At 56.3% G+C, this 19,452-nt stretch carries 15 protein-coding genes and 1 other RNA gene; 10 read left to right on the top strand and 6 right to left on the bottom strand.

Features of this window, described 5'->3' with window-relative positions; translation table 11 throughout:
- Positions 1–97 precede the first annotated feature (97 nt).
- Positions 98–459: a transfer-messenger RNA gene (gene ssrA, locus OSH09_RS06105) on the bottom strand.
- A gap of 145 nt (positions 460–604) precedes the next feature.
- On the opposite strand from ssrA, the gene sstT reads away from it, so the two are divergent.
- The 7 genes from sstT to OSH09_RS06140 all read left to right on the top strand — a co-directional run bounded on the left by sstT (position 605) and on the right by OSH09_RS06140 (position 7,154).
- Entirely contained in the window at positions 605–1,831 is a 1,227-nt protein-coding gene (gene sstT / locus OSH09_RS06110; RefSeq protein WP_266120449.1) for a serine/threonine transporter SstT, read from the top strand.
- 158 nt (positions 1,832–1,989) lie between these two features.
- On the top strand, positions 1,990–2,622 hold the full coding sequence (locus OSH09_RS06115) for a LysE family translocator (RefSeq protein WP_266120450.1): 633 nt from the start codon (positions 1,990–1,992) through the stop codon (positions 2,620–2,622).
- Between the two features lie 30 nt (positions 2,623–2,652).
- A complete protein-coding gene (locus OSH09_RS06120; protein ID WP_266120451.1) occupies positions 2,653–3,156 on the top strand; it encodes a nucleoside 2-deoxyribosyltransferase in 504 nt (167 codons plus the stop codon).
- Between the two features lie 209 nt (positions 3,157–3,365).
- Complete coding sequence (locus tag OSH09_RS06125) at positions 3,366–4,202, top strand: MurR/RpiR family transcriptional regulator (RefSeq protein ID WP_207875248.1); 837 nt, start codon at positions 3,366–3,368, stop codon at positions 4,200–4,202.
- 188 nt (positions 4,203–4,390) lie between these two features.
- Entirely contained in the window at positions 4,391–4,702 is a 312-nt protein-coding gene (locus tag OSH09_RS06130) for a DUF485 domain-containing protein (RefSeq protein ID WP_088450401.1), read from the top strand.
- Positions 4,699–6,363, top strand: coding sequence for a cation acetate symporter (locus OSH09_RS06135; RefSeq protein ID WP_035272637.1), 1,665 nt, complete (start codon positions 4,699–4,701; stop codon positions 6,361–6,363). The genes OSH09_RS06130 and OSH09_RS06135 overlap by 4 nt, the downstream gene beginning before the upstream one ends.
- Before the next feature lie 128 nt (positions 6,364–6,491).
- Positions 6,492–7,154, top strand: a complete 663-nt coding sequence (locus OSH09_RS06140; RefSeq protein WP_222667021.1) for a response regulator transcription factor — start codon at positions 6,492–6,494, stop codon at positions 7,152–7,154.
- On the opposite strand, the gene OSH09_RS06145 is transcribed toward OSH09_RS06140, so the two are convergent.
- Complete coding sequence (locus OSH09_RS06145; RefSeq protein WP_266120452.1) at positions 7,141–10,584, bottom strand: hybrid sensor histidine kinase/response regulator; 3,444 nt, start codon at positions 10,582–10,584, stop codon at positions 7,141–7,143. The genes OSH09_RS06140 and OSH09_RS06145 overlap by 14 nt on opposite strands.
- A gap of 30 nt (positions 10,585–10,614) precedes the next feature.
- On the opposite strand from OSH09_RS06145, the gene OSH09_RS06150 reads away from it, so the two are divergent.
- Positions 10,615–11,034: a hypothetical protein gene (locus OSH09_RS06150; RefSeq protein WP_266120453.1), complete on the top strand. Its 420-nt coding sequence runs from the start codon at positions 10,615–10,617 to the stop codon at positions 11,032–11,034.
- Between the two features lie 10 nt (positions 11,035–11,044).
- Entirely contained in the window at positions 11,045–12,754 is a 1,710-nt protein-coding gene (locus tag OSH09_RS06155) for a sulfate adenylyltransferase (RefSeq protein ID WP_266120454.1), read from the top strand.
- Positions 12,755–12,861: 107 nt separating this feature from the next.
- Here the strand turns inward: OSH09_RS06155 and OSH09_RS06160 are convergent, their stop codons facing one another.
- Both OSH09_RS06160 and OSH09_RS06165 read right to left on the bottom strand, forming a co-directional pair.
- Positions 12,862–14,061, bottom strand: a complete 1,200-nt coding sequence (locus OSH09_RS06160; RefSeq protein ID WP_266120555.1) for an MFS transporter — start codon at positions 14,059–14,061, stop codon at positions 12,862–12,864.
- Positions 14,062–14,072: 11 nt separating this feature from the next.
- Positions 14,073–15,263, bottom strand: a complete 1,191-nt coding sequence (locus tag OSH09_RS06165; protein WP_266120556.1) for a serine hydrolase domain-containing protein — start codon at positions 15,261–15,263, stop codon at positions 14,073–14,075.
- 120 nt (positions 15,264–15,383) lie between these two features.
- Between OSH09_RS06165 and OSH09_RS06170 the strand changes: the two genes are divergently transcribed.
- Positions 15,384–16,316, top strand: coding sequence for a LysR family transcriptional regulator (locus OSH09_RS06170; protein WP_266120557.1), 933 nt, complete (start codon positions 15,384–15,386; stop codon positions 16,314–16,316).
- 282 nt (positions 16,317–16,598) lie between these two features.
- Here the strand turns inward: OSH09_RS06170 and speE are convergent, their stop codons facing one another.
- Positions 16,599–17,876: a polyamine aminopropyltransferase gene (gene speE, locus OSH09_RS06175; protein ID WP_266120455.1), complete on the bottom strand. Its 1,278-nt coding sequence runs from the start codon at positions 17,874–17,876 to the stop codon at positions 16,599–16,601.
- A gap of 172 nt (positions 17,877–18,048) precedes the next feature.
- A complete protein-coding gene (locus OSH09_RS06180) occupies positions 18,049–19,194 on the bottom strand; it encodes a sensor histidine kinase (protein WP_266120456.1) in 1,146 nt (381 codons plus the stop codon).
- Between the last annotated feature and the right edge of the window lie 258 nt (positions 19,195–19,452).

Raw genomic sequence — 19,452 nt, forward strand, 5'->3', positions numbered from 1 at the left:
TAAAACGAAGGGATCATTATGACGCTGAAGTGTTGTTGGGCAAGCAAAAAACAAAAAACCCAACAGCCGTTAAGCTGTTGGGTTTCTTGGGATTTCTTGGTGGAGTCGGGGGGAATTGAACCCCCGTCCGCAAGCCGTCCACAGACAGTTCTACATGTGTAGTCAATTAATTTTAAGTTTTAACCTTGGACTGTGCCAATTGACAGGCCTTTCCTTGGCGATCCACTAAGTTTTAGAACCGGACTACGTGGCACAGGCCGATTCGATTCTTTGTAAATAACACTGCTGTAGGTTGCCCTACCTAACCCAAAGACAAATTAGTGCAGTGGCCCAGCCTTAAGCGGCTAGAGCGAAACGCTCGTCGTTGGCGTTTATAGTTTTCCAGTGGATTTACGAGCGTACTGGTGCTCGACACGCCCTGTGCTGCTTCTTGACCCACGTCGAAGCCATGTCGACCCCATGTGGATTAGCAACCATATCACACTGGCTACAAAATGTATAGCTCGTGGTGCTAGAATAACCCTCTTCCGCGCTCTGGCTGAGTCCTCGCCAGAGCGTTTTTTCACGTACTTCACACCTACCCTTTTGTCTGGAGTCGCTTTTCATGGCCCATCCCGCCAATCAAGCCAGAGGCCCATTAGGCTTTATCCTGCATGGCAGTCTTGTTACTCAAATTGTGATCGGTTTGATCGCCGGTATTTTGCTGGGGCGCTTTGCTCCTGATGCCGCACACTCGATCGCCCTGCTTGGTCAATTGTTTGTCTCTGCCTTGAAGTCGGTAGCGCCGATTCTGGTGTTTGTGCTGGTGATGTCTTCCATTGCCAATCAGAAAGCCCAGTCCTCCAGCCGCATGGGCCCGATTTTGCTCTTGTATGTTCTGGGCACTTTCCTGGCCGCGCTGATTGCCGTGATCGCCAGCTTTGCCTTCCCGGTCAAGCTCAAGCTGGATCTGGCCGACGCCACCCTGAACCCACCCGGCAATATCGTTGAGGTGTTGCTGGATCTGCTGACCAGCATTGTCGTCAACCCGGTTGATGCCTTGCTCAACGCCAATTACATGGGCATTTTGGCCTGGGCTATTGCTCTGGGCCTGGCGCTGAAACACGGCTCGCAAGGTTCGCGTGACCTGCTGACCGATATGGCCAATGCCGTCTCCTCTCTGGTGCGTCTGGTCATTCGCTTTGCGCCACTGGGGATTTTTGGTCTGGTCGCGGTCACCATTGCTGAGTCCGGCTTTGACGCACTGCGCCAATACGGCTTGTTGCTGCTCGTACTGGTAGGCTGCATGCTGGTGGTAGCCTTGGTCATCAATCCCTTGATTGTGTTCGCCAAGCTGCGTCGCAACCCTTACCCGCTGGTATTCACCTGCCTGCGTGAAAGCGGTATCACAGCCTTCTTCACCCGCAGTTCGGCTGCCAACATCCCTGTGAACATGGCTTTGTGCGAACGTCTGGGCCTGCATAAAGACACCTACTCTGTTTCTATTCCGCTGGGTGCCACGATCAATATGGCCGGTGCTGCTGTCACGATTACCGTGCTGACGCTCGCTGCAGTGCATACACTGGAAATCCCCGCTGACCTACCTACCGCTCTGCTACTGAGCCTGGTTGCTACGATTGCTGCATGCGGTGCATCTGGCGTCGCTGGTGGCTCTTTGCTGCTGATTCCACTAGCATGCAATATGTTCGGTATCTCCAACGATGTTGCCATGCAGGTTGTTGGCGTAGGCTTTGTCATTGGAGTGGTGCAAGACTCGGTAGAAACAGCCTTGAACTCCTCAACCGATGTGCTGTTTACCGCTGCGGCAACACTCGAACCAGGCCGTGCCTGATTTGACACCTTGACGCACAAGGGGCCAGCCATTCAGGCTGGCCTTTTTTGTATATAGTCCAAGCCAAACCCGATCGCATCAGCCCAGACAGCAGCCATACTGTAGCGTGCTGGCTCCGCCAGATGCTCCTGCAGCCTAGCCTTTATCAAGGAATCTTCGTGGATTTAGCCAGCCTTTCTCTGTATATCATTGCCGTGTCGGCCGTCACTATCATGCCGGGCCCAACCATGCTGCTTGCCTTGAACAATGGCGCGCGTGGCGGCAAGCGAATTGCGGCCTGCGGTATTGCGGGTGCCGCGCTCTCGGACCTGATTCTGATCGCCGCCGTGGGCTGTGGACTGGGGGCGCTGCTGCTAGCTTCCGAGCAGCTTTTCAGCGTGGTGAAATGGATTGGTGCAGCCTATCTGCTGTATCTGGCCTATGGACTCTGGAACGCTCCGGTCAGCGCTATCCAGGCAGAAACCTCCACAGAAAAAGTCCTGTCTGGCCGGGCCGCCTTTCTGCGCTCCTTGCTGGTCGCCTTGTCCAACCCAAAAGGCCTGCTGTTCTTCTCTGCCTTTCTGCCGCAATTCATCCGCCCGGAAGACGCGATTGCCAGCCAGTACATTACATTGGCGCTGATTACCGCCTTTATTGATATTGCCCTGATGACGGTCTACGCCGTAGGGGGCCATCACGCCATGCGACTGCTGTCGGGCCAGGCCATGCGCTGGCTGAACCGGGGCTGCGCAGGCATGCTTGCAGGCCTGGGTATTGCGCTAAGCCTGTATCGACGCGGCAACTCCAACTAAGCCTGATTGTTTGCTCACCAAGGAGCCAATATGAAGCGTATCTATTTAGCGGGCCCTGACGTTTTCTTCAGCGATGCCACCGAGCGCGCCAAGCTGCACAAGCAATTGGTACGGGACTTTGGCTTCAAGCCCTTGCATCCCGTTGACCAGGAAGAGATCGAGGCCTCCTCCATCTACCACCACAATATTCGCCTGCTGGACCAGGCTGATGCTGTCGTAGCCAACATCACCCCTTTTAGAGGGGCAGAAATTGATACCGGCACCGCCTTTGAAATTGGCTATGCCGTGGCCCTGGGTTTACCTGTTTTCACCTACCGCTCCACGGCGGACACCGTACTGGATACGGTGCGCGAACACTACAGCCCCGTCGTACTGAACCCCGCCAGCCAGATCTGGCGTGATCGCAATGGGGCCCTGATTGAAGATTTTGGCTTGCCCTCCAATTTGATGGTGGCGATCAGCACGGAGTTTGTACACGGCTCTTTTACAGATGCCCTGATTGCGGTGCAAGATTATTTCAAAGCCATAAGCTGATTCGTTCATCAGAAAAACTCTGCTTATTAATCAAGAAGAAGGAATCAAACAGGGCTGAAATTAAACGGATTTAGACGAAATTAAACGCTCTGCGCACTCAGGTATCATGTGGCCTTGAAATCTTCGACCAGGCAATACAAGCCGCAACCTTGGCTCTATAGCAGCACCCGCTTTCCTTGATTGAAAAAAACAGGGCAACGCCCCGCACCATGCCAGACATCAGCAACATTTCCTTTTTTGACCGTGTACGCGCCATCCTCAGCGATCTCCCCGCCTCCGAGCGACGTCTGGCTCAATTCACGCTGGAGTTTTCAGGTGATCTATCCAGCTACAACGCGTCGGAACTGGCCAGCCTGGCGCACGTCTCCAATGCCACCGTCACACGTCTGATTCGCCGTCTGGAATACGTGAACTACGAAGCCGCACGCAAACAGATTCGTACTGAGCGAAAAGACGACTCCCTCACCACGATCACACAGCCGCTTTCCCCCGGTGAAACGGCTCTGAACACGCATCTGCAAGAAAGCTATAGCAAGCTGGGCAATACCTACCGACACCTGTCGCACTCCGTTTTGCTTGATGCCAGCCAGGCCATTAGCCACGCGCGCCAGATTTGGCTGGTGGGTTTGCAGGCAAACTACTTCCTGGCGGGGCATTTTTACTGGCATTTATCCCGATTCATGCCCGGCGTAAGGCTGATCCCCGGAGCAGGCCAAACCGTCTCGGAGTACCTGGCCGACATCAATAGCCAGGATGTCATCCTGATTTTTGATTTGCTCCCCCGACATGCTCAGATGCCGGAGCTGATCCGTCTTCTGGAAAGCCGCTGTGCGGATATTGTGCATATCACGGACCAGGACTACAAAGAGCGGCCCAAAACGCGCTGGCCTCTGCCCTGCCAGCCAGGGCTTGAGCAGCAGCCTGATAATGCGGCGGCCGTTGCCAGCGTGTCTCATCTGCTCTTGTCTGAAGTTCTGAAGGTCAGCGGCGTCACTCACCGGGACAAGCCAGCACAGGAACTTGCCACGGCCGAAGCGCTTTTTTAATACCGTCCAGAGCATAAAAAAGGCACCGCCTCCCCCCTCATCTACGACCAAAGTCGCCTGTCAGGAAAAGTTGATTCGTTCTATACATGCTGTACATAGAGCGCCCCCAAGCGCCCACTCTTTGTACATGCACTGTGTTCAGAGAGCCTCGATGCTAAGAATCATCAAACCTATAAGGAGACATAACGATGAGCTCAGCCAATACTGTCGTCACGGCAGTAACCCAGCACCCCGCCTATCAAGAGTTGCTCAGAAAACGTAACCGCATGAGCCTGATCTTCTTTGGCTTAACCGTCATTGTTTACGCAGGCTTTATCTTGACGCTGGCCTTTGATCCCGAGCTCTTTAGCCGCTCCGTGGGCTCCATGACCATGACCATTGGGGTGCTTAGCGCCGCCATTGTGCTTATCAGTGCCGTTGTTCTCGTTTCCACGTTCGTCTACATCTCCAACAAGGTTTATGACCCCTTGCTGGCTCAAATCATGAAGGACGTGACATGAAGAAACTACTTCTGAGCCTGGGCCTGTTTGGTATGGCCAGCGGCAATGCCATGGCGGCCTCATCTGGCCAGGCCAATACCTCTGCCATCGTCATGTTCCTGATATTTATTGCCGGGACCATGGTCATTACCTGGTGGGCGGCTCGCCGCACACGCACCACATCGGACTTTTACACGGCGGGTGGCGGCTTGACCGGCTTTCAAAACGGCCTGGCAATTGCCGGAGACTATCTGTCCGCCGCCTCCTTCCTGGGGATTGCGGGCATGGTGTACGTCAGCGGTTTTGACGGCATGATTTACGCCATCGGCTTCATGTTCGGCTGGCCGGTTGTGATGTTCCTGATTGCCGAGCGCCTGCGCAATCTGGGCCGCTACAACTTTGCCGATGTGACCTCATTTCGCCTGTCCCAGAACCCCATGCGGATTCTGGCGGCCAGCGCCTCCCTGCTGATCATTGCCCTGTATCTGATCGCGCAAATGGTCGGCGCAGGCAAGCTGATCGTGCTGCTGTTTGGTCTGGACTACAACGTGGCCGTGGTGATTGTGGGTTCCTTGATGATGATTTACGTCACCTTTGGCGGCATGACAGCCACCACCTGGGTGCAAATCATCAAGGCCGTACTGATGCTGTTCGGTGCCACACTGATGACGATTCTGGTTCTGGCTGCGTTCTACTGGGATGTGGACAGCATGCTGGCCGCCGCCGTGGAAACACACCCTACCGGACACGCCATTCTTGAACCCGGCGCTGCCGTCAGCAGCAACCCGCTGAACGTGCTGTCCCTGGGTATTGCACTGGCCTTCGGTACCGCAGGTCTGCCCCATATCCTGATGCGTTTCTTCACCGTGGCCGATGCCAAGGAAGCCCGCAAATCGGTTATCTACGCCAGCAGCTTTATTGGCTACTTCTACCTGCTGACCTTCATCATCGGTTTCGGTGCCATCGCCTTGCTGGTCAAGCATCCCGAGTACTTCCAGACTGGCCCGGATGGCTCCTTCAACATGCTGACCAACCTGATTGGTGGCACCAATATGGTGGCGGTGCACCTGGCCAATGCAGTAGGCGGCAATCTCTTGCTGGGCTTCCTGGCAGCAGTCACCTTCGCCACCATTGTGGCCGTGGTCGCAGGTTTGGCTCTAGCTGGTGCCGCAGCCATTTCGCATGACTTGTACGCCAACGTCATAGCCAAAGGACGCGCAACCGAAAAAGACCAGATGCGCATCTCGCGTATCTCCACAGTGGTTCTGGGTGTGCTGGCGATTTTGCTGGGCATTATTTTTGAGAACCAGAACGTCGCCTTCATGGTGGGCCTGGCCTTTGCCATTGCAGCCAGTGCCAACTTCCCGGTCCTGGTGCTGTCGATTGCCTGGCGTGGCTGCACCACGCGTGGTGCCACCATTGGCGGCTTCCTGGGCTTGGTCACCGCCACGGTGTGGGTGGTCTTGAGCAGCACGGTATGGGTGGATGTATTCGGTTTTGCCGAGCCCATCACCCCCTTCCCTAACCCTGGCATCCTGTCCATCCCGCTGGCTTTCTTCTCGATCTGGCTGTTCTCAACCCTGGATAACAGCGCCCGCGCTACCCAGGAACGCGAAGCCTTCGAGGCTCTGACCGTACGCAGTCAAACCGGCATTGGTGCGGCCAGCGCCAGCGCTCACTAAAGCTTTTACGCTGATTTGATCAGCATGCAGGAACAGAAAACAGGGCATTTCGGTGCCCTGTTTTTACTGATGTGCAGCTCATCCTGGCAGGCACCATTACAGAACCTAGGACATGGCATAATCCCCTCATGAATGAACTGCTCATTGCTGACGATCACCCGCTATTTCGTGAAGCGTTACGAGGAGTCGTAGCCAGCCTGTTTCCCGGCACGGCCATCTACGAAGCGGATCGTATCTCCAACTTATATCCACTGGTCGACGACCATCCTGACGCCGATCTGCTCCTGCTGGATCTGGATATTCCGGGGGCCATTGGTTTCAGTGCGCTAGTCCATTTGCGCGCGACCTACCCCTCCCTGCCCATCATTCTGGTCACCGCCCATGAAGAGGCCCGTTTCATGCGCCGCGCCATGGATCACGGCGCCATGGGTTTCATCCCCAAATCCATTGATGCACAAACACTGGGTGTGGCCTTGCAAGTGGTTCTGGATGGCGGCACCTGGCTGCCGGACATTGGCTCCTCCGCCCCCGGCATCAGTCTGGACGAACGCGAAGTGGCCGCGAAACTGCGCGAGCTGACGCCCCAGCAGTTTCGCGTGCTGCAAATGCTCAGCACCGGGCAACTGAACAAGCAGATTGCCTATGATCTGAATGTCTCGGAGGCCACCATCAAGGCGCACATGACGGCCATCCTGCGCAAGCTGGGTGCTTCCAATCGCACCCAGGCCGTCTTGATGGCCAGTCATCTTGGCCTGAACCAGGATGAAGCCCAGGACGCTAATACGTTTTAATCTGTGCGGTCAAAAAAGCTCGCAGCGAAGCGGGCTTTACCGGCTTGGTCAGCACCAGATAACCGTATTGGCGGGCAGCGGCTTTCAGTTCATCACTTCCGTCCGCCGTTAATAAAGCACCTTGTGCGTGGGGCAAATGCAGGCGCAATAATTGCAGTGCCTGCAAGCCGTCCAGACGATCATGCAAGTGATAGTCCACCAACAAGACATCCGGGTTCAGCTCAATTTTCTCCAAAGCACTATCCACTGTATTCGCGGTAATAATCTGTGCCCCCCAACGGCCCAGCAATACCTCCATGCCCGCAAGAATATCCAGATCATTATCCAGGCACAGTACCCGCAAACTTTTCAAAGCCAAGCCATCGGCAGGTTGGCTGGACTCATTGCTTGGGTGACTGCTGGCCTCACAAGCCTGACTCAAGGGCACACGAATCGAAAACATGCTGCCGCGCCCCACTTCTGATCGCACATCCAAGGTATGGCCCAGCAGGACGGCAATCCGCTGGCAAATCGACAAGCCCAGACCCAGACCGCGGCCATCCCAATCAAAAGCCTGCTCGTAGCGATGAAATTCCGCATAAATCTGCTGAATGTGATGAGGCGGTATACCTTGGCCGGAGTCCCAGACCTGAAACTCCAGCTCCTCGCCCCGAACCCGCACACCGAACACTACCCGCCCTTCCTGGGTATAGCGCAAAGCATTGGCCAGAAAGTTCTGCAGCACCCGCCGCAGCAAACGATGATCGCTATACACCCGCAGCGGGCGGGCATGTATCCGCAACTGAATGCCGCGCCGTGCCGCCATGGGAGCATATTGATCCGCCAAATGCTGCAACAGGTGCTGGACATTGATCACGCCCAGATCCGGCTTCAAGGCACCAGCATCCAGCCGGGAAATATCCAGCAGGCCTTCCAGCAATTCCTCCGCCGTACGCAAAGAGGTATCGACCCGTTCAGCCAGATTGGGCATTTCCACAAGATCATGGGTATCGCGCAAGGCCGAGGCAAACAGGCGTGCCGCGTTAATCGGTTGCAGCACGTCATGGCTGACCGCAGTCAGGAAACGGGTACGGGACTCCTGCGCTTTTTCCGCCTCCTGCGTGCGCACCGCAACGCGCTGCTCCAGACTGTCGTTCATCTCACGCAACTCGCGCTCCACACGCTTGTATTGTGTGATGTCGCTATAGCTGGTGACGTAGCCGCCGCCCGGCAAAGGCCGCCCCCGCAACTCGACCACCTGCTTGTCATTCAACATGCGCTGGGTCACATAGGAAGAGCCTTCGCGCATGAACTGAATACGACGTTCGATAGCCTGCTCCACCCCTATGCTTTCCACGCCATCAACCTTGCCCCGCTCCGCATTAAAACGGATCAGGTCCGCCACAGATCGGCCTACATACAACATGCTGGGCGGGTAATCGAATAGCTGTTGGTAGCGTTGATTCCAGGCGACCAGACGCATATCTGCGTCCACCACACTGACGCCCTGATCAATATTTTCCAGCGTAGCCAGCAAAATATCCCGGTTGAAACGCAGCTCCTGGCCCGCCTCATCCAGCACGGCCATAATGGCCGCTACCTCCATGCCCGAACCACGCAAGGCACTGGTCAAGACCAAACGAGCGGACGCTGCTCCCACTGCGGCCGCCAGCAAGAGCTCGGTGAAATGCACCCAGGCACTGTCAGCCTTCAAACCCGGTTCCAGCGATTGCTTGAGCTGTCGGGCCTGCGTCTCAAACCCACGCCGTGCCATCTTCTTGCCAACAATACGCTCGGCCAGCAGCAGCAAATCCTGTACCGACAAATCCCCATACGCATGTCGTGCCGCCAGGGTCTGACGTTCCGCATACGGATTCAGAAACGGCTCGGCACGCAAGCGCTCCCCCAGCCCCGGACGTCTGCGCCAGGACACCCACAGAAAGGCGCTGATATTGCACAACAAGGACCAGAACGTGCCATGCGTCAGCGGGTCCCAACCCTCCAGCCCGAAGAGCTGATAAGGGCGCAACCAGGACAGCCCCAAGGGCCCCTGATGCAACCAGTCATCTGCCAGCAAACCGACCTCGGTCAGCGTTGGCAGGAGCAAGGTATAAACCCAGATCGCAAAGCCCAATAAAAGACCGGCCTCCACCCCTTGCCGACTGGCACCGCGCCAATACAAACCACCGATCAAGCCTGGTCCAAACTGAGCAACTGCCACAAAGGCCATCAAGCCATAGGCCGCCAAGGTCGTGTCACTGCCACTGAGCATGTAATAACCGTAAGCCACTCCGGCCAGCACCATGATGGCGACACGACGTATCCATAGCACCGTAGAGGCCACAGTGCTCTGTTGGTACTGGGCCCAGCCCCGGCGCAGCAACAAGGGCATGACCAGATCGTTACTGACCATGGTGGAGAGCGCCACGCTGGTCACAATGACCATACCCGTCGCCGCAGAAAAGCCGCCGATATACACCATCAAGGCCAGCCCCACCTGGTTTTGCGACAAGGGCAATGCCAGCACAAAGCTATCCGGTGCCACGCCCTCGGCCCCAGTGCCAAACAGGCTGACACCCGCTGCTGCAATGGGTAAAACCATGACACTGACCAGCAGCAGATACGCCCCAAATAACCAACGTGCCCGTCGAATATCGACCACATCACCACACTCGACAATGGCCACATGGAACTGGCGGGGCAAACAAATAATGGCGGCAAAGGCCAGCAGGGTCTGCCCCACAAACCCCACCGGCGGGCTGCTCTCGAACAGGGTACTGACGGCCCCCACCATATTGAGTTCAGCCTTTCCGAACCAGCGAACAGCGAACAGACCGACAGCCACCAACGCCACCAGTTTCACCACGGACTCAAAGGCCACCGCCAACATCAGACCCGGCCTGTGCTCGGTAGCATCCACTTGGCGCGTGCCAAACAGAATGGAAAACAAGGCCATCAGGATCGCCACATACAGGGCCGGATCCCCCAGAAAACTGGCATGAAATTCCGTGCCAGCCAGCACACTCAAGCTCAAGGCCACGGCCTTGTACTGCAAGGCCAGATACGGCACCGCTGCCACCACAGCGATCCCGGCCACCATCGCCGCCAAACGCTGCGAGCGTCCATAACGGCTGGCCATGAAGTCAGCAATGGAAACCGTATTCTGGGACTGGGCCACCAGGGCAAGCCGTTCAATAATCCGCCAGCCAAACAGCAGCATCAAAAACGGGCCTAAATAAATAGGCAAAAAACCAATGCCATAGCGCACAGCCGAGCCAACCGCCCCGTAAAACGTCCAGGACGAACAGTACACAGCCAAGGCCAGGCTGTAGACCGTGGGTCGCAACCAGGGGCGCTGGGTATACAAGGGATTCCTGTCCCCGAACCAGGCAATCGCGAACAAAATTGCGGCGTAAATCAAAGAAGCCAACACCACCCAAGCTGGCGTCATCTGCACTGTCTCCTACTTTGGTATAACGCGATGATTTTTCTCGCGATTGTGAGTAATACTAAGACAGTTCCTGCGGGATCTGGACTTGGAAAACTAGGGCTTATCACCTATACCCAATTTGAATTTCAGGACGGATCTCTTGGGGCAAGCAGCACACGCAGCATCATGGGCTACGGTGAAGATCACCTCACCATCCAACAGGCCCGAAACAATGTCTGCATCCCTGTCGTCATGCCGTATCAAACGACCGCAGCAAAACAAGGCGCAGGCGGTATTCAAGCCAGCGCTGCATCACCTGTTCAGACAAGGATTTCTCGTCTGACATCACAAGAAGAAATAGAGCGTTTCAAACCCAGGGACCAGGGTCCCGGTCTGGAACTCATCTATCACTCGCAAACGGAAACGCCCCGACAAAAAAACTATCTTTCATCGTCATGCGGGGCAAATTAAAGGAGGCAATATGAACCACTCAACATTGAACTTTGATCGCTACCCACAGCAACCGCACGGTGGAACGCTGGTCAATCAGGTCGTCCCGGAAGATCGCGTCAAGGACGAGATTGAGCGTGCGCGCTCCCTGCCCAGCATCCGCGTGGATCTGGAAGCCGTCATCACTATCGAGATGATTGCGACCGGGGTGCTCTCCCCCAACAAAGGCTTCATGAACGAGGCCGACTACAACTCCGTGCTCAAAGAGGGTCGTTTGAGTAATGGTGTGGTGTGGCCTGTGCCTTTGAGCTTCGCCCCGATTGGCGATCGCAACCGCGACATTATTAAAGGACTTTCGGTCGGCTCCGAGGTCGCGCTGACCAATAGCCAGAACGAGCCGGTAGCCATCCTGAGCATCGAGGACATCTTCTCCTACGACAAGGAGCAGCGCGCCCAGCAATTGTTTGGCACTACGGACAGAAACCACCCCGGCGTGGACTCCATTTACCGCCGCATGGGCGATGTGTCCCTGGGTGGTACGTTGCACCTGCTGCAGCGTGTGGACTGGGGCCCGTTCGAGAAGCTGCGTCGCGAGCCCAAAGACACGTGGCGTCTGTTCTACGAAGAAAAGAAATTCAATTCCGTAGCAGGCTTTATCACCGGCGCAAACCCGCTGCACCGGGGCCATGAGTACATACACCGCAATGCGCTGGAAGGCATTGATGGCCTGTTCCTGCAGCCACTGGTGGAGATGGCCAAGCGTGAATACGTGCGCCATGAATTCCGCATGATGGCCTACCGGAACGTGCTGGATACCTACTACCCCAAAGAGCGAGCCATCTTGTCGCCGCTGCGTGTCACCTATATTTTTGCTGGCCCGCGCGAAACCATTTTGCATGCCCTGATCATGAAGAACTACGGGTGTACCCATGCCCTGATTGGACGGGATCATGCCGGGATTGGCAGCTACTACGACAAGTACGCCAGCCACAGCATTTTCGATCAGTTCAGCCCCAAGGAAATGGGCATTGATGTGCGCCTGTTCCACGAAGTGTTTTACTGCACGCGCTGCGCCTGCCATGCCACTTCCGAGACCTGCCCGCACGATGATCGCTTCAGGCTGACCATCTCCGGCACCGGCATTCGCGAGATGCTGCGCCACGGCATCATGCCGCCCAAGGAGATTTGCCGCCCCGAATCCATTTTGCCCGCCATGCAAGGCGTGCAACCCAAAGGACTGTGCGAGGAGGGCGAAGCTATCCAGCCCGTCAGCAAGGTTATCCAGAGCATGTTCCCCTACTACACTCAGTACACCCGTCTGGGCGGGGCCAAGCGTAGCAAACCGCTGGATCCGTCTCAGCTAACCGTACGCGATCTGGAAATTGCCAGTCACGACGTCCGGCACCATGCGGGGGATATTTATAACGGGGTGTACACCGAGTACAGCGCCGTGGTGGACCACAACCGCAGCATGCAAGCCTCCTGGATTGAAGATGCCCGTGCAGCCTTGCGCTTCCAGCAAGAACGTCTGATCAGCGATCTGGAGGAAAAGCAGCAGCAAGCACCGGAAGAAGCCTCGGACGAGTTCATGTATCAGGACAAGCAAGAGGTCGTGCGGGAGCTGCATTCGGCCCGCAGTTTGCTGGACGATATTCCGGCGGTGATTTCTGCCAAGCAACTGACCACACGTACCTGGAACGTCCTGCCCTACCAGCGTTATCGTGGGGCGGATAAGGAATAAGGCGGTATCTTGCTGCACCGTCCTGCTCGGATTGAAATCGAGCAGGACGGCTTGAAAAAAATTGGGCAATTAACCGTTCAAGATCAAACATCAAGGCGTGCTGGGAATCACCAACCACGCCCCGCCTGACTGTTCACTACAGTGACTGCTAATGCTGCGACGAGCAGCGCCAGCACACTCCACGGAAAGGCGGACACGCTAAAAGTTTCGAGCAGAATGCCGCCTACGATTCCGCCACCGGCAATGGCGATATTCCAGACCGTCACCATCATGGATTGCGCCACATCGGTGGCTTCCCCTGCTGCCTTGGCCAAAGCCGTTTGAAAGAGCGTTGCCGAGCCGCCAAAAGCTAGCCCCCAGATGGCGACAGACACGTAGACAGCAGCTGGTACGGTGCCGACAAGGCCAAGAGCCAATGCGGCAAGTGCGAACAAGGTCGTGCTGATCAGCACCAGTTCACGCAAGCAGCGGTCGATCAACACACCCACAATCCAAATGCCCAGTAGCGCGGCTGCGCCAAAAACCAGCAGTACGAGATCGGTCCGATCCGCGATACCGGCTGGAACGAGAAAGGGCGCAATGTAGGTGTAGAGGATGTTATGAGCCAGCACATAGAATAGAGTGACGAACAGAATCGGCCGAATACCCGGTAGAGTAAAAACCATCCTGAGCGCGAACCCCTTTCCGCGTGCTTGCCCAGGAAAGTCCGGCACCTTGGCGATCACCCAGAACACGAGAATCACGGTCAGCAAACTGATAAGACCAAAAGTCGCGCGCCAGCCGTAGGCCACACCCAGAAATGTACCGGCTGGAATACCGAGAGAAAGCGCAATCGGTGTGCCCGCCATGGCAACCGCAATAGCGCGCCCCTTCAAGTGTGCGGGCACCAAGCGCGCTGCATAGCCAGCCACCAGGGCCCAAAGCAGCCCGGCAAATACACCGGCGAAGAAGCGAGCGACAAATGTGACGGTGTAGCTGTCAGAGACGGCGGTCACCATATTGACCAAGGCGAAGCCGCTGATGGCGATCAGCAGCAATGGCCTGCGCCGCCAACGCTGCGTGACCACCGTCCATGGAATTGCGGCAAGCAGTGAGCCAATCGCATAAATGGTGACGAGTTGGCCGACTAATGCCTCCGATACCGTCAGGCTTTGCTCCATCAAAGGCAGCAGGCCAGCAGGCAAGGCTTCGGTCAGGATCGTGATGAAGGCTGCCATCGCCAAGGTCAGCAAGGCAGGCAGCGGCAGACGATCCTGATTGTTCACAAGTGTCTCATTGTCTTCCTGCGAGCAGGCTGATCTGTTCATAGCGGTCGAACTCATTGTCCAGACTCCAAAGCAGCATAGACTGCATCACGCAAATCGGTGACGAAGCGGCCAGACATCCCTTCGTACAAGGTGTTGGAGAAGGCGACCACAGTGAGCCTTTGCGCCCGGTCGACAAACCATGAATGGCCGTAGGCTCCACCCCAGCGCCAGGTTCCATTGGACTCGGGCGATGCAGCCAGTGTCCGGTCCCGCAGGACCGAAAAGCCCAGTCCAAACCCGAATCCCGGTGCATCCGGCAGTTCGTCGCCATTCGTCTGGTCCCACTCCATTTCCGCGACCATTTCGCTGGGCAGCAGGCCGCCGCCCCCTTGGCGCAAGGCCTCCAGCAAGCGCAAGAAGTCACCTGCCGTACCCGCCATGCCCGCTCCCCCCGAAGGAAATGCCTGCGGATCGAAGATGCGCGCAGGACTGAAAGGGATACCCACCGCCCCCTCAAAGGGCGAGACCGTTTCGCCTTCTTGCAGTAGATGCGGCTGAGGTGTGCCATTTACATAGGCAGTCGCCACGCCTTGCGCATCCCGCGCGATAAAACCGGTATCCGCCATGCGCAGCGGACCCGTCACAAGCTGGCCCACGGCCACATCCAAAGGCGCGCCATACACCTGCTCGATCACGGCACCCAGCACGTCGATTGCCAGGGAGTAGCCCCAGGCCGTTCCTGGCTCGTACAGCAGCGGCACAGTGGCGATGCGACGCAGATTCTCTCCCAGACTGATACCCGACGCATCCATACCGTCCGACACACCAGCCCGTGCATAAGGACCCTGCGCATCAGTCTCCAGGAAGCGATAGCCCAATCCGGCCGTATGGCTGAGTAGTTGCCGAACCGTGATCTGCGCAAGCCGACCATCAGCCAAACTCGGCCGGAATTCAGGCAGCCAAGAGTGAATGCTGTCATCAAGCCCCAGGCGCCCTTGCGCCACCAGTACCAGTGCGGCGGTGGAGACAATGGGTTTGCTCACGGAGGCCAGGCGAAAGACCGTATCCACCGTCATCGCACGACGACTTTCATGATCGGCCCAGCCATAAGCCTGGTGATGGATCAGCTTGCCATCCTGGGCCACCAGCACGACCGTGCCGACCAGGCGACCTTGGCCCAGTGCCTGTTGAACAAGGGTCTGCACACGGGTGGAAAGATGCGCTGACGGGACGCTGGCGCCTGGCGTAATTACTGAAGTCATCACGGATAATTCCTTTCATCAATGGAGCGAACTGCCATGATAGAAAGCCTGAAATTAAAGAAAAAGTCAGGTAGAGTTCCGTTTTAAGCGGAACTTTATGTCCGTAATCGAGGTGTGATGATGGACAGTCTCAACAGCTTCACGGTGTTCGTTCAAGTGGCTGAAGTACGCAGCTTTGTTGCGGCTGGTCGGCTGCTGGGCGTGTCGGCATCCGCTGTCGGCAAGAGCGTAGCGCGGCTAGAGGAAAAGCTGGGTGTGCGCCTGTTCCACCGCAGCACTCGCAGTGTCACGCTGACAGCCGAAGGCACACTGTTCCTGCAACGCAGCCGTCGCATCCTTGCCGAAATCGAGGCAGCAGAGCAGGAACTGTCACAAGCGACCACGACGCCACGTGGCCGTTTGCGGGTCAGCTTGCCGCTAGTCAGCTCACTGGTGCTGCCCGTCCTCGGCGACTTCATGCGCGAGTACCCCGAGATTGAGCTGGATCTGGATTTCACCGACAGGCTGGTCGATGTAATTGAGGAAGGCTTCGATGCCGTGATCAGAACAGGGGACCCCACTGACTCGCGCCTCTCCGCCCGTCGGCTTGGCTCCTTCCGGTCGCTACTGGTCGCTTCACCCGACTATCTGGCGCGGCAAGGAATACCCAAAGTAACTGCTGATCTGCTGAATCACACCTGCCTGCACTACCGCTTTCCCAACAGCGGCAAGCTGGAGCCATGGGCCTTGCGCCGCGCGACCGATGAGCCCGAACTGACGCTACCCAGCTCGATGATCTGCAACAACATCGAGACGCGCGTGTGCTTTGCCTTGCAAGGCCTGGGCATTGCCTACCTGCCGGAATTCTCGGTCAGGGAGCCTCTGGCAGATGGGCGACTGCAAGCCGTTCTGGCCGACTATGCAGAACGCACTGGCGTTTTCCACATCCTCTGGCCCGCCAGCAAACATCCTTCACCCAAGGTCAGGGCCTTCATCGACTTCCTGTACGCCCGTGTATTTCCGGCTTCTCAGGACAAGCCCCAAGCCAAATCCCGCCGCAAGGACAGCCGATAGAGGATTGGTCTATCTGTCCCTCTTCCCACGCCCCCACTGCCGCGCACGTTGCCCACCGTTGCGATGACCTTCTGCCTCAATGAGAACTTTCGACACTCGCACAGGCTTCGATTGACCTCGTCTCAACAATGGAGAATCCACTGTATAAAACTTCGATTGAGCGCTGAACGGAGCCATACAGACACCAGCGCGAAACAAAAAAGCCCCTGATCTTGTTGCGATCAGGGGCTTTTTTTATTGCAGGACGGACATCCAGCCCCGCCCTCTATGCCGACGAGCTGCTTAGCAAATCTCGGCCAGACTTGCCTCATTCACAGGCATCAGGCGGCGGTAGAAGGTAGGCAAGGCAAACAAGGCGCCATGCAAGTCCGCATTATAGAACTGCAAGGACTCCTGATTCTGGCCGCTCATGCGCTGATCCAGACGTTCCTGGATTTGCTCTGCCGAACATGCACGCGGGTTCAGATCGTCGGAGGCAATCGCCAGACCCCAGTAAGAGCCGTACAGCGGAATATGCAGGCCGTAACCATGCACTTGCGCAAAGACTTCAGCCAAGGATTCGCTCAGGTTCTGAACTTGCTGGCTTTCATGGAACGGCGAACCCAGGTGCAGCACCAGGGCTCCACCACTTGCCAAAGCACGTTTGCAGGACTCGAAGAAAGCCGTGGTGTACAAAGGACCGGCAGGCGTTTCAGGGTCCGTCAGATCCAGATAAATCAGATCAAACTGTTCCTGTGTATTGGCCAGGAATTTTGCCCCATCTTCAATCTGAATGTGCACGCGCGGGTTATCAAACGCGCCCTTATGAATGGACTGCAAGTGCTCGCGGGCCACTTCAATCACTTCACCATCCAGTTCAACCAGAGACACGTGCTCCAGGCTCGGGTATTTCAGCAGTTCTTCCAGCGCGCCGCCATCACCACCGCCCACAATCAGGGCACGGCGTGGATTGGGGTGAGCCAGGGCCGCCGGGTGAATCAGGCCTTCGTGGTAGAAGAACTCTTCGGCCTCGGAGGTCATCATGCAACCGTCCAGACGCAAGGTCTTGCCCAGCGTTTCGGAGCGCAGCAATTCCAGACGTTGAAAAGCGGTTTGACGCTCCAGCAAGCGCTCGGTAAAGCGGAAGCCGTACAGGGCGTCTTGGTTCAGGTTTTCCGTCAGCAGTTCGCCAGCATGGGCCGGGCCGTCGGCCTCGCCACGCCACAAACGATTACGTTGAGCCTGACCGGGTTTGAAAGCCTGCTCAATTCCGTTGATCAGGCGGGTTGCCTTGCCGGAGTTGTCCTGCATGAAGTTGCAGACATACACGTCCAGCGTCACGCCATTGCGTTCTGGCCAGGTATGGATAGCCAAATGAGACTCGGCCAGCAACAGAACACCGGTGACACCACCGGGCTGCCCTTCAAATTCGGGAAATGCCTGCCATTCTTCACCAACAATGGTCAGCCCTGCATCGATAGTCTGCTGGCGGCAAAAATCAGCCAGTTTCTGGGCATCGATCAGCAGCTCCGGGCTGCATGCACATTGGTAAAGGTCTGCGGTCAAGTGCAAGCCTTGCATAATCGTGTGCTCCTTTAACGGATTTGCGTCCCCTACCAACGAGATGACCGCAACATAAAAACTTCAAAGCGAGGTGCACCTGAAATGGCGATCACCTCGCTTCACGAAAAGAGCGCAAATTGTACCTTATATCAAACTTAAATATATGAAAATAACCCTATTTTAGAGAAGATTAAGGTATATACGACGCGGAAGGCAGCAGAACCAATTCCATGACCAAATGCGCGCCCGGCCCCGGATGCTCCTTGAAGTAGACCCGCCCCCCGTGGTGCTGCACAATCGATCGCACAATAGACAGGCCCAAACCACTGCCCTGCACCTGCTGACCGGGAAGGCGGAAGAACTTGTCAAACACCTTCTCTTTATAGAGGGGCTCAATACCCGGCCCCTGATCCAGAACTTCGATACAGGCCCAACCGGCTTGGCCGGGCTGCAAACGCAAGGTTACCAGGGTGTCCGGCGCAGAATACTTCAGGGCATTTTCCAGCGTATTACGCAGAGCCACTAATAAAGGAACAATATCCACCTTGGCCCACAAACCATGTTCGGGCAAATCCAGGCAAATGCGGTGACGCTGCTCGCTGAAGGCACGCAGGCTCAGGCGCAGCACGGCACGCAAATCCGACTCGCGCCATTCTTGTGTTCCCGCTCCCTCGTACTCCATGCGATTCAAGCGCGTCAAATCGTCCAGCAGGACATCTACGCCACGGACTTTTTCATGTAATTGGGTGTAAATCTTGCTGGCCCAGGCTGAAGGGGTCGCCTCCAGTTGCAGCAACTCGATATAGCCGCTGATGGCGGCCAGTGGGGAGCGTATTTCATGGGCCGCTACGGCAAAACAGTCGGCGCGCTCGCGTTCCTGTTGCATTTTTGCGCTGACATCGCGAATCATCAGCAAGGTGGCGGTGTCTGACTCGGAGGCGGCATAGGCATGAAATTCCAGGGCGCGAGCCTGCTCCCCTTCGCCATCCCGGTGCATGCAGTAAAAGGGATTTTTCGCGCGGTGAATAACCTGGCTAATTCCAGGCAGCAAATACGCTAAATCCGCCTTTATTCCTTTTTCCAGATTCTGGAAAAAATCGATTAAATCATCGCTGCCATTGGCTAATTCCGGTATATCCAGCAAGCGGCGCATGGCCCGATTACAGCCTTCAATTCGCCCACAGGAATCGAACATGACAATGGCATCAGGCAAAGCATCCAGCATTTGCTCAAAACGATGCGCTTTTTCATAAGCCTGCCCCGGCCATTTGGGCACGCTGGCTCGTTCAAACAAACGTTGCCCGATCAAAAAACTGGTAAATAGTGTGAGCAACAAGCCAATCCCCTATTTTCGTCCCAAAACAAGCACTGCGCCTGCCTCAGTGCGGTTTCAATCTCCATGCGACAAAAAGCCAGTCCAGCGGATAAACCAAGCATTTTTCTTGATGGGATTACTGACATGCCAATGCCCTTGCATCAGCCTGGGTGAAAAAAAGTTAAGCGCCTAATAAATGAATTTCATAACAATTAAGCGGGAAAATGGGAAAGGTATCAGTACGTTTTAAAAGTTTTACTCCAAAAATAGACGCCATAC

This window comes from Alcaligenes parafaecalis, assembly GCF_026344135.1.
Taxonomy (GTDB): Bacteria; Pseudomonadota; Gammaproteobacteria; order Burkholderiales; family Burkholderiaceae_B; genus Alcaligenes; species Alcaligenes parafaecalis.

What these genes read in the sequence shown, in the direction of transcription:
- OSH09_RS06170 (WP_266120557.1), top strand. Translation starts at nt 15,384, where the DNA reads ATGGACAGTCTCAACAGCTTCACGGTGTTCGTTCAAGTGGCTGAAGTA.
- OSH09_RS06160 (WP_266120555.1), bottom strand. Translation starts at nt 14,061, where the DNA reads ATGAACAGATCAGCCTGCTCGCAGGAAGACAATGAGACACTTGTGAAC.
- OSH09_RS06155 (WP_266120454.1), top strand. Translation starts at nt 11,045, where the DNA reads ATGAACCACTCAACATTGAACTTTGATCGCTACCCACAGCAACCGCAC.
- OSH09_RS06125 (WP_207875248.1), top strand. Translation starts at nt 3,366, where the DNA reads ATGCCAGACATCAGCAACATTTCCTTTTTTGACCGTGTACGCGCCATC.
- OSH09_RS06130 (WP_088450401.1), top strand. Translation starts at nt 4,391, where the DNA reads ATGAGCTCAGCCAATACTGTCGTCACGGCAGTAACCCAGCACCCCGCC.
- OSH09_RS06145 (WP_266120452.1), bottom strand. Translation starts at nt 10,584, where the DNA reads ATGACGCCAGCTTGGGTGGTGTTGGCTTCTTTGATTTACGCCGCAATT.
- OSH09_RS06120 (WP_266120451.1), top strand. Translation starts at nt 2,653, where the DNA reads ATGAAGCGTATCTATTTAGCGGGCCCTGACGTTTTCTTCAGCGATGCC.
- sstT (WP_266120449.1), top strand. Translation starts at nt 605, where the DNA reads ATGGCCCATCCCGCCAATCAAGCCAGAGGCCCATTAGGCTTTATCCTG.
- OSH09_RS06135 (WP_035272637.1), top strand. Translation starts at nt 4,699, where the DNA reads ATGAAGAAACTACTTCTGAGCCTGGGCCTGTTTGGTATGGCCAGCGGC.
- speE (WP_266120455.1), bottom strand. Translation starts at nt 17,876, where the DNA reads ATGCAAGGCTTGCACTTGACCGCAGACCTTTACCAATGTGCATGCAGC.
- OSH09_RS06165 (WP_266120556.1), bottom strand. Translation starts at nt 15,263, where the DNA reads ATGACTTCAGTAATTACGCCAGGCGCCAGCGTCCCGTCAGCGCATCTT.
- OSH09_RS06140 (WP_222667021.1), top strand. Translation starts at nt 6,492, where the DNA reads ATGAATGAACTGCTCATTGCTGACGATCACCCGCTATTTCGTGAAGCG.
- OSH09_RS06150 (WP_266120453.1), top strand. Translation starts at nt 10,615, where the DNA reads ATGATTTTTCTCGCGATTGTGAGTAATACTAAGACAGTTCCTGCGGGA.